Genomic DNA, 10,337 nt, shown 5'->3' with positions numbered 1-10,337 from the left:
CTTCGTTCGCCTGGACGTATCCGGGGACGGCCTGACCAATATCGGCTTCACCACGGAGGAGCGGATCGGCCGTACCGAGCTCGGTATCGCCACCGGTCCGGATCAGGACCACAACGTGGTTTACGCCATCGTCGGCGACGCGGTGTTGTTCAACGGCGGCGTGCAGGGCATCGATATCCCGGACGACGGCACCGGCTCCACCGGGGTGGGGCTGAACTCGACATCGGTGAACGGCGTGTACGTGTCCACTGACTTCGGTGATTCCTGGCTGCGCCTGGCGGATGATATCGAGATCGCGCTGAATCCCGCCTCGGGTTCCAGCCTGTCCGTGGTCGGCGCCGTGCTGCTGAACGGTCCCGGCGTCCAGGCCTGGTACAACATGTGGGTCGCCCCCGATCCAACGCGGGCGGACCCGATCTCCGGATACCCGACGCGATTGACCTTCGGGTTGGAAGAAGTGTGGCAGTCCCGCACGACATCCCTGATCGCGCAGGATGGAGTCGCGCAGATTGGCCCCAATGACTACAACGTGATCGGTTCCTACTACGCCGGCACGTCCTGCCAGTTGCTCGACACCGGTGTGCCGCTGTGCCCGACCAATACCAACCCGATCAACGCGGACACGACCACGCACCCGGATCAGCATGACGGCTTGTGGATCCCGACCGGGGACGGGGGTGTCTGCCTGTTCGCCGGCAATGACGGCGGGGTGTTCCGTCAATGCGTGGCCGCAGGGGGCGAGCTGGACAACTTCGGCTGGGGGCAGGGCGCGAACGACGGGTTCTACTCGCTGCTGCCCTACGGCGTGGCCGTGGCCAAGGATGGACGCGCCTACTTCGGCCTCCAGGACAACGGATCCGGTCATGTCGAGGGTGATACCCGGCTGATGTATCAGTCGCTGGGCGGCGACGGGTTCTACGCCGCGGTGGACCCCGATGACAGCGACTACGCCTATCTGACCACCCAGAACGGCGGCCTTAACCTGACGCTGGACGGCGGACTCAGCTACTCCAGCGCCAGTTCCGGAGCGGCCAACGTGAGCTTCGCCAACTACTTCACCATGAACGAGCTCAATGCCGAGCACGTCATGACCGGCGGCTCCAACATCGTCGAGACCTTGCAGGGTCGCACCACCGGCAACTGGACCGAAGTGTTCGACCTTGGCACGTCGGAGACCGGTGGCCTGCGCCAGATGTCCACGATTCACCTGCGCGGCGACGCCGCCTACGTCGGGTTCTGTGGCGTCTGCGACGTCCTCAACCGCTGGGACCAGGGCTTCGCCAACGGCATTGCCACGAACGTGGCCGGTGACCTTCCGCCCAACCCGGGCACTTCGGATGGCTGGCACATCGCCACGGCGGCAGGCCTGCCCAACCGGTACATCACGTCGATCGAGCAAGATCCGGCCGATGCCAGCACCATCTATGTCACGCTGGGTGGGTATTCGGGGCGTGACTGGGTTCCGCCGGGTTCCTACCTGGATACCAACGCGGACCTCGGTCAGGGCAATGTCTTCAAGTCCACCGATGCCGGCGAGAGCTTCGTGGACATCTCAGGCAACCTGCCGGCGCTCCAGGTCAACACGGTGTTGCAGCGGGGAACCCAGCTGATCATCGGCACCGATATCGGCGCGTTCATCTCGTCCGACCTGGATGGCACGGAATGGGACGTGCTGGGCGGGACCAGCCTGCCCAATGTGGTCGTGACCCAGATCGTGCAGGACCCGGGCAATGACGACCGCATCTTCGCCGCCACCTTCGGGCGCCATATCTGGACCTACCGCTTTGACGACGACGTCGTCATCGTCGACGGCCCTGACAGTGGACCGACCGGCAAGGGCGGCGCCTGGGGCGCGGGCGTGCTGGTGCTGCTGGCTCTCGCGGCGGTGGGACGGCGGCGCCGTCGCTATTCGCCGTTGTAGAGCGTCGGCTTGATCGGGTTGGGAGGCATCTGGACGTAGTAGCCGGGATCCCTCAGCCCCGCCAGTACGGCATTGATGTCCGATCGCGCCAGCACGCGATCGGGCGTCAGCTCCAGATCCATCGCGTGCTCCAGCGGGCCCGTTAGTCGCCTCAGCGATTCCGGCAGGTCGTCGATCTCTTGGTTCTCGGGCACGAAGACATAGAGTTCATCGTGTCGACGGCTGCGAAACACCATGCATTTCATGACAGGCTCGAAGACAATCCGGAGGGCGCGGCATCTTGGCGAAAAGCCCGATGCCGGGCAAGCCTTCACGGGACTGCAACCGTTTCGTGCGATGATCCGCCGATTCCGCTGACTGACACGAGGCCGCGCCGAACCTGCCGTGGCCGGGAGTAACGCATGCCTTCTCGCTGGAAACGCCCTTACGATCTGCCGGCATTCTCCACGGATCGCCGCACGATTCTTCGCGCCATGTTCCTCTCCGCCGGCAGCGTGGGACTGCCGCAATGGCTTGCCGCCTGCGGCCAGAGCCCCGTTGCGACGGGAGCCGGCGACGGCCCCGGGGGCGACGGCCCGATGCCGACCAGCGGACGTTTCCAGAACATCGGCCCGCTGCGTGACGCCGACGACAACGGTGTACGCACGCCGGAAGGGTTCTCCACGCGCGTCGTCGCGATCAATGGCGAACTGCCCCAGCCCGACGGCATGTCCATCTCCGGCCCGCAGACGGGTGGTGTGGGTTCGCGACCGTGGCACATTCTCAACGATGGCGGCGGCGTCATCCCGCGTGACAACGGTGGCTGGATTTACGTCTCGAACTCCGAGGTGCCCGGCACCGGCAACCTGGCGCAGATCGATAACCGCCTGGCCGTGCTCGGCAATCTGCTGGAGACGCTGACGCCGGGGTTGGGTGGCGTCGGCACGCTGGTGTTCGATCCCGACGGCACCATCGTCGATTCGTACTCGATTCTGACCAACACCACCTTCAATTGCTCCGGTGGCATGACCCCGTGGGGCACCTGGCTGTCCTGCGAGGAATTTCCGGACGGACAGGTCTGGGAGTGCAATCCGTTCGAGGCCGGGCAGGGCGTGGCGCTGCCCGCACTGGGCTTTTTCGATCACGAGGCCATCGCCGTGGACTCCCGCCTCAAGGTGATCTACCAGACCGAGGACAAGCCGGAGGGTCGCTTCTACCGGTTCGTGCCTGACGTCGAGGACTGGCCGCCCGGCGCCGAACGTCCCGACCTGCAAAGCGGCCGTCTCCAGGCGCTGGTGGTGGGCGGCGACGGAATCGAGGCCGCACTCCACACGCCTCAGCCCTGCAGCTGGATGGATGTGTCCGATCCGGATCGACCGCAGCTCGGAAACTACGATCCCGAAACCACCCCGTTCGACGGCGGTGAAGGGCTTTGGCTGTTCAACAGCATCGCCTATTTCTCCACCAAGGGTGACAACCGGATCTGGGCCTACGACACGTACAACGACACCATCGAAGTCATCTACGATCTCGCGACCGCCGAAGCACCCAACAACATCCTGTCCGGTGTCGACAACATCACCGTCACCCCGCAGGGCGACGTGCTGGTCGCCGAGGACGGCGGTGACATGCAGGTGGTCGTGATTCTGCCCAACGGGGAACTCAAGCCCTTGCTCCAGATCGTCGGGCAGGATGCCTCCGAGATCGCCGGGATCGCGTTCACCCCCGACGGCAGCCGCATGTACTTCACCTCCGACCGCGGCGGACGTGCGGTGGGCGGCGGCTACGGGCTGGGTGCCGGCATGCTCTACGAGCTGATCCTGCCGGACACGATCTAGGGAAACACCGATCGATTCCCCCAACCGGGGCGGAGTCGGGTTGCCGGCATTTGCCCGCGCAGGCAGGATTCCGCGACAACAATAGCCGGCGTCTCACCATGGCGCCGGCAGTCGCAGACATCCGGGAGACGCGGTGGACGCCGCCACAGTCGATCAGATCCAGCTGAACTTCAGCCCCGCGTCGCTGGGCGCGCTCAACGTGATCATCGCGATCATCCTGTTCGGCGTCGCGCTGGACCTGAGGGTCTCCGACTTTCGCGCGGTGCTCCGCAAGCCGCAGGGTTTCGCGGCCGGGATGATCTGCCAGTTCCTGCTGCTGCCGGCGCTGGCCTGGGCCTGCATTCTCCTGATGCGTCCGGATCCCGGCGTCGCCCTGGGCCTATTGCTGGTCGCGTCCTGCCCGGGCGGCAACGTCTCCAACTTCCTGACTGCCATGGCCCGCGGGAATGCCGCGTTGTCCGTCAGCATGTCCGGTGTGTCGACACTGGCGTCCATCATCATGACACCGGCGAACTTCGTGTTCTGGGCACGGCGCTATGAGCCGACCGAAGCCCTCTTGCAGACCTTGTCACTGTCTCCGTCGGACATCTTCATGACGGTCTTGCTGATCCTGGTGATCCCCACGCTTTGCGGAATGGGCGCGGCGGCCCGCTTCCCCGAGCTGGCCGCACGCATCCAGCGCCCGATGCACATGCTGTCGATGGTCTTCCTGGGCCTGTTCATCCTCGGCGGGCTGCTGGGCAACTGGCAGGCATTCATCAACCATGTCGGTGTCGCGTTCGGAATCGTCGCGATCGTCAACGCGCTGGGCCTGACCGCGGGCTACACGCTGGCGCGCCTGGCCGGGCTGGATGAAGCGGACGGCAGGGCAGTCGCGTTCGAGACCGGAATTCAGAATTCGGGATTCGGGTTGCTGATCTGCTTCAACCACTTCGCGGGACTGGGCGGGATGGCGATCATCGTGGCCTGGTGGGGCGTCTGGCACCTGATCTCCGGCTGGGGCCTGGCGACCCTGTGGAAACGCCGCATCCCGCGGGTTCCCGAACGCTGACGGCTTGCACGGCCGACGACTCTACGCGGCGGGTTGCTCCGATGCGGCGATCGGCACCTCACCGGTGAACTGGCGTACCGAACACCGATTCCTGCCCGCTCGCTTGGCCACGTAGAGTTCCGCATCCGCCGCTCGGTACAGCGCCTCCATGTCCTGCCGGATCGCATCGGACAGGCAGACCGCGCCGACCGACACCGTGACGACACCCTCGCCACTGTCAGGGTGGGGGATCGCGAGATCGCGCACGGCTGTCCTGCAGGACTCGGCCGCCTCGTAAAGCGTCTCGGGCCGGCGCCCGTACCAGACGATCACGAATTCTTCGCCACCGATGCGGCTGACCACGTCCTGGGCCCGCCGAGCCTGTCCGATCAGCGCCTGCCCAACACGCCGGATGCACTCGTCGCCACGATCATGGCCGTGCCGATCGTTGTAGCGCTTGAAGTGATCGATATCGATCACCGCCATCGCCACCGCCTCGTGTTCGCGCTCCGCCAGGCTGGTGAGTTCCGTGCTAATCCGGTTCAGCGCCCGACGATTCGGCATCAGCGTCATCGGATCGGTTTCGGACATCACTCGATTCCATTCCTGCTGCAACCAGGCCCGACGGGACTGGTACTCCTGCCCGTAGAGTCCCACCAGCAGGCCGGACCAGGCGACGAATCCGGCGAACAGCACATTGATCGCCATGACCGGGTTGTCCAGATAGGCGACCTCGATCCAACCCCAGGCGACGATGAAACCGGTACTCATCGGCATTGCCCACCAGAACCGCAGGCGCGTACACATGATTCCCGCCACCAGGGCAATCGGGGCGAATAGCGCCGGCATCTCGAACCCCCAGGTGAGTTCCAGCACCCTCTGAGCCTCGACTCCGAACGCGAACACCAGACTCGCGACGACCAGCACGGGATCCCAGAATCGCTGCAGACGCCGGTCAAGATGAACCAGCAGGGCGATCACCGCCGCGGAACATTCCGCGGCCCATTGAATGACGTGAGCAAGCGGGAGGAACCCGGCTTCCGGCCGCAGCAACAGAAACTCATTGAGCGTGTTGATCGCCAGCAGGGCGATGACAATGCCGGCGAGGGCGATCCGCGCCATCTGACTGCCTCTGGCATGCCAGTCGCGATACGCCTGCTCCAGCGGCCCGGAGAATCGCAGGCCGGTGCCACGACGCCCCAGCTCGCGCCGCACCGCATCGGCGGTGCCGGAGCCGTCGTCGCGCATGACGCTGTCACTGGGGCTGGCTGGCATTGTCTCCATCCGGATCGACACGGAAACCATCATGTCATCCGGCATCGGCCAAGTTGACCCGGAACTGTAGCGCTCCGATCGAATTCGACCAATGCGTCAGCCGATCGCCTGCGTATCCTCGGCACACGATGCCTGTTCCGATGACCCGGCGCAGGTCAGAAAGGAGGCGACTGATGACGACAACAGCGATCGTGCCACGCAAGGGGCCCGACTTCGGACTCGACGATCCGGATCTGCCGCGCTACTGGTTTGGCGGTGACCCGTTCAAGTCACGCTTCTTCGATGCCATGAGCCTGCTGTTCCCCGAGGGGGAGCGCTTCTTCATCGCCTGCGTCCGCGATTTCCGCGACGACATCACCGATCCCGAACTCCTGCGCCAGGTGAAGGACTTCATCTACCAGGAAGGCCAGCACGGTCAGGTCCACACACGATTCAACGACCGGGTGAAGGCCCAGGGCATCGCAGTCGATCACATCCTCGAGAAGGAGCACGAGTTCCTGTTCAACGTGTTTCGCAAGAAGATGTCGCGTCGATACACACTGGGACTCACTGCCGCCTCGGAACACCTGACCGCGTTGATGGCGCACGGCTTTTTCGGCAAGCGCATCCTGCGTGACGCCGATCCGCGCATCCGCGCGATGTATGCCTGGCACGCGGTCGAGGAAATCGAGCACAAGTCGGTGGCCTTCGATGTGTTCCGGACCGTGGCGCGGGGCAGCTATTTCACGCGGATTCTGGCGATGCTTCAGGTCAGCATCACCTTCCCGCTGCACACGTTTCTGATCATGCGCCACATGTTCAAGGTCGACGGCCTGAAGCATCGACCACGAATCTGGCTCAGAGGTCTTTGGTGGCTTTACGGGCCGAAAGGCGTGTTCAGCGGACTGTGGTCCCACTATTTCGCGTACTTCAAGCCGGGCTTTCATCCCTGGCAGACGGGTCAGCTGGCCAGCTACGAAACCTGGCGCCGAACCTATGAAACCACCGGAGACGCCATCAGGGCGGGGGATGTGACGGCCGGCATTGCCACCTGAACCAATCCCCCGGATCGGCACGGACGGCGCGTCATCCGCCGGCATCACCCCGGGTCATCCCTGTCACAGCGGTTGAATCCGGCGGCCGCACCCCGCATAGAAGACCTGTCTCCTCGCGACAGGCGCTGCATGCAGATCGCGCTTAGCCACCGCTACACGGAATCCCTGCCCGGCGATCCCGACCATTCCCGCGCTCCGCGTATCGTCGAGGGTGCCGCGTTCTCCTATGTCGACCCGGACCCGGTCAGTCATCCGCGCCTGTTGGCATGGTCGGATGCCCTGGGCGATTCGTTGGGCATCTCCCGGCCGACCACCGAGGACGATACCTGGCTGCAGATACTTTCCGGCAACGCCCGCTGGCCCGGCACGACCCCGTATGCCAACTGCTACGGGGGGCACCAGTTCGGCCAGTGGGCCGGTCAGCTGGGCGACGGACGCGCAATCACCCTGGGCGAGTTCATCAACGCGGACGGTGCGGTGGTGGAACTGCAGCTCAAGGGGGCAGGGCGTACACCGTACTCGCGAGGCGCGGACGGCAGGGCGGTACTGCGGTCGTCATTGCGGGAATACCTGTGCAGCGAGGCCATGCACGCTCTGGGGGTGCCGACCACACGCGCATTGTCACTGGTGGGAACCGGCGACGACGTGATTCGCGACATGTTCTATGACGGCAACCCGCAGGCCGAGCCGGGGGCCATCGTCTGCCGGGTCGCTCCATCGTTCATCCGGCTTGGGACCTTCGAACTCCCGGCGTCCAGAGGGGATCACGCGCTGCTGAAGCAGCTGGTCGACTACACCATCCGGCACCACGAGCCGGACATCGATCACCGTGACCCGGATGCGCTGTTCCGCTGGTACGAGGCGGTCTGCCGGCGCACCGCCCAGCTGGTCGCCGAGTGGACGCGCGTCGGGTTCGTCCACGGTGTCATGAACACGGACAACCTGTCGGTGCATGGCATCACCATCGACTACGGACCCTACGGATGGCTGGAACCCTATGACCCCGGCTGGACGCCCAATACCACCGATGCCCATTCACGACGCTACTGTTTCGGGCGCCAACCCGCGATCGCGCAGTGGAACCTGTCGCGTTTCGGCGGCGCCCTGGCGCGGCTGACGGACGATACCGATCGCCTGGAGCAGGCGCTCAACGGCTACGCCGACGAATATGAACGAGCGAGCAGGGCAATGTTCGCGGGCAAGCTGGGGCTGCCGGATCTCGCCACGGAATCCCGCCAGCACCTGCTGGCGGATCTGCTCGAACTGCTGACGCTCACCGAGACCGACTACACGCTGTTTTTCCGATGCCTCGGGCAAGTCTCCACGGCTGCCGAGCCGGCCAGCGACCCGCGCGAGGGTTTCCTGCCCGCCTACTACGATGAACAGGCGCTGCGCGGAGAGGCGGGCGAGGCGCTGATACGCTGGCTGGAGCGTTACCGGAACGAGGCGCGCCAGCGACCGGACGCGGAGCGCATGGCGGCGATGTGCTCGACGAACCCGCTTTATGTGCCACGCAACTATCTGGCGCAGCTCGCAATCGATCAGGCGGAGCAGGGCGATACCGAGGAACTGCGCCGCCTGCTCCAGGTGCTGGCGCAGCCCTACAGCGAACAGCCCGGCATGGAGCGCTATGCCGCAAGGCGACCGGAGTGGGCCCGGCATCGCGCGGGCTGTTCGGCGCTGTCCTGCAGTTCCTGACGCATCGCCACCCGCTCGGGACATCCGCATGCGATTCGCAACCCATCGACGGTCGCTTGAAATTCGAGGGTCGATCGGCGAATCTTGACGGTCGCCCATCCGGGCGGACTACCGATCCTGCAAGGACCTACACCATGACTGGAGGCGTGACACGCGTTCCGCTGACTGCGCGCGGTGCGGAAAAGCTGCGCGAAGAACTGAAAGAACTGAAATCGGTGCAGCGGCCGGCCGTCATCAAGGCCATTGCCGAAGCGCGCGAACACGGCGACCTCAAGGAGAACGCCGAGTATCACGCTGCGCGGGAGCAGCAGAGTTTCATCGAAGGCCGGATCGGCGAGATCGAGGCCAAGTTGTCCAACTCGCAGATCATCGATCCGAGCAAGGCCAACGCCAACGGCAAGGTCATCTTCGGCGCGACCGTCGATCTGGAGGACGCGAATTCCGGCGAGGCGCTGACCTACCAGATCGTCGGCGTCGACGAGGCCGATATCAAGGCCGGCCGGATTTCCGTCCAGTCCCCCATTGCCCGCGCCCTGATCGGCAAGGAAGAGGGTGATGTCGTGGATGTCGTCGTTCCCGGCGGCACCCGCGAACTGGAGATCGTCGAGGTGCGTTACCAGTGAAAGCGCTCAGTTCGCCGCAGCGACAGCTCCTGCGCGCGGCGGCTCATCATCTGAACCCGGTGGTGCAGACCGGGGCCCGCGGCCTCACAGATGCCGTGATCGCGGAAGCCGACCAGGCGCTGACACGTCACGAGTTGATCAAGGTGAAGCTGGTCGCGGCCGATTCGGACGACCGCCGGGCCATGGCGGACTTGCTGTGCGAACGGCTGGACGCCCAGCACGTACAGCAGATCGGCCATATCGCCATTCTCTACCGCGAGAACCGCGATCGTGGCCGTTTCCTGGACCAGTTGCGCCGTGCATAAGGACGCGCGGATCCATCAGTAGCCAGGGCGATCACGATGGGCCAGAAGCGCCGCACTGCATCCAGCCGGCGCTGGTTGCGCGAACATGAATCCGACCAGTACGTGCAGCGCGCCCGCGCGGAAGGCTGGCGCTCGCGGGCCGTGTTCAAGCTGGACGAGCTCAACGCCCGTGATCGCTTTCTGCGACCCGGCCAGCGCATTGTCGATCTGGGTGCTGCGCCAGGCGGCTGGACACAGTACTGCGTCAAGACCTGCGGTCCAGGCACGGTCATCATCGGCATCGACCTGCTGCCCATTGCGCCACTGGACGGTGCCGTGCTGATTCAGGACGACTTCGAGTCGGACGAGGGGCTGCGTCAACTGGAGGCGGCACTGAACGGAAACAAGATCGATCTTGTCTTATCCGACATGGCCCCCAACATCAGTGGTATCGCGTCGGCCGATCAGGCGCGAGCGACCGGTCTGGTGGAATTGGCGCTGGATTTCTGTGATCGCCACCTTGTCGAGGGTGGGGATTTCGTGTCCAAGGCGTTCCAGGGAGAGGGTTTCGACCCCTGGCTGGCCGAGGTCAAAAAGCGATTTCAGCGCGTGGTGGTTCGCAAACCGGCCGCCTCGCGAGCGCGCAGCCGAGAGG

Annotated in this window: 10 protein-coding genes; 8 read left to right on the top strand and 2 right to left on the bottom strand. The window is 64.9% G+C overall.

Going from position 1 to position 10,337, the window contains the following annotated elements; all coding sequences use genetic code 11:
* Positions 1-1,921, top strand: a 1,921-nt coding sequence (locus ABNS06_RS17370) for a hypothetical protein (RefSeq protein WP_348675866.1), incomplete at its 5' end; no start/stop codon positions are given.
* On the opposite strand, the gene ABNS06_RS17365 is transcribed toward ABNS06_RS17370, so the two are convergent.
* Positions 1,906-2,157, bottom strand: a complete 252-nt coding sequence (locus ABNS06_RS17365; protein ID WP_348675868.1) for a YcgL domain-containing protein — start codon at positions 2,155-2,157, stop codon at positions 1,906-1,908. The two genes, ABNS06_RS17370 and ABNS06_RS17365, sit on opposite strands and share 16 nt — an antisense overlap.
* A gap of 165 nt (positions 2,158-2,322) precedes the next feature.
* Here ABNS06_RS17365 and ABNS06_RS17360 point away from each other — a divergent pair, with 165 nt between their 5' ends.
* Positions 2,323-3,738, top strand: coding sequence for an alkaline phosphatase PhoX (locus ABNS06_RS17360; RefSeq protein WP_348675865.1), 1,416 nt, complete (start codon positions 2,323-2,325; stop codon positions 3,736-3,738).
* Between the two features lie 133 nt (positions 3,739-3,871).
* Positions 3,872-4,789, top strand: a complete 918-nt coding sequence (locus ABNS06_RS17355; protein ID WP_348675864.1) for a bile acid:sodium symporter family protein — start codon at positions 3,872-3,874, stop codon at positions 4,787-4,789.
* A 21-nt stretch (positions 4,790-4,810) separates the two neighbouring features.
* Here ABNS06_RS17355 and ABNS06_RS17350 read toward each other — a convergent pair whose 3' ends face one another.
* On the bottom strand, positions 4,811-6,043 hold the full coding sequence (locus tag ABNS06_RS17350; RefSeq protein WP_348675863.1) for a GGDEF domain-containing protein: 1,233 nt from the start codon (positions 6,041-6,043) through the stop codon (positions 4,811-4,813).
* Positions 6,044-6,216: 173 nt separating this feature from the next.
* Between ABNS06_RS17350 and ABNS06_RS17345 the strand changes: the two genes are divergently transcribed.
* The 5 genes from ABNS06_RS17345 to ABNS06_RS17325 all read left to right on the top strand — a co-directional run.
* Positions 6,217-7,077: a metal-dependent hydrolase gene (locus ABNS06_RS17345; RefSeq protein ID WP_348675862.1), complete on the top strand. Its 861-nt coding sequence runs from the start codon at positions 6,217-6,219 to the stop codon at positions 7,075-7,077.
* A 129-nt stretch (positions 7,078-7,206) separates the two neighbouring features.
* Complete coding sequence (locus ABNS06_RS17340; protein ID WP_348675861.1) at positions 7,207-8,775, top strand: protein adenylyltransferase SelO; 1,569 nt, start codon at positions 7,207-7,209, stop codon at positions 8,773-8,775.
* Between the two features lie 146 nt (positions 8,776-8,921).
* Positions 8,922-9,398 carry a transcription elongation factor GreA gene (gene greA, locus ABNS06_RS17335; protein ID WP_348675867.1) on the top strand — a complete coding sequence of 159 codons (477 nt, stop codon included), beginning with the start codon at positions 8,922-8,924 and terminating at the stop codon, positions 9,396-9,398.
* Positions 9,395-9,703 carry a ribosome assembly RNA-binding protein YhbY gene (gene yhbY, locus ABNS06_RS17330; RefSeq protein WP_348675860.1) on the top strand — a complete coding sequence of 103 codons (309 nt, stop codon included), beginning with the start codon at positions 9,395-9,397 and terminating at the stop codon, positions 9,701-9,703. The genes greA and yhbY overlap by 4 nt, the downstream gene beginning before the upstream one ends.
* Positions 9,704-9,739: 36 nt before the next feature.
* Positions 9,740-10,337, top strand: a 598-nt coding sequence (locus tag ABNS06_RS17325) for an SAM-dependent methyltransferase (protein WP_348675859.1), incomplete at its 3' end; no start/stop codon positions are given.

This window comes from uncultured Abyssibacter sp., assembly GCF_964000955.1.
In the GTDB taxonomy this organism is placed as follows: Bacteria; Pseudomonadota; Gammaproteobacteria; order Nevskiales; family OUC007; genus Abyssibacter.
The sequence above is the reverse complement of the archived record's forward strand: the minus strand, read 5'-3'. Positions and strand labels throughout refer to the sequence as shown.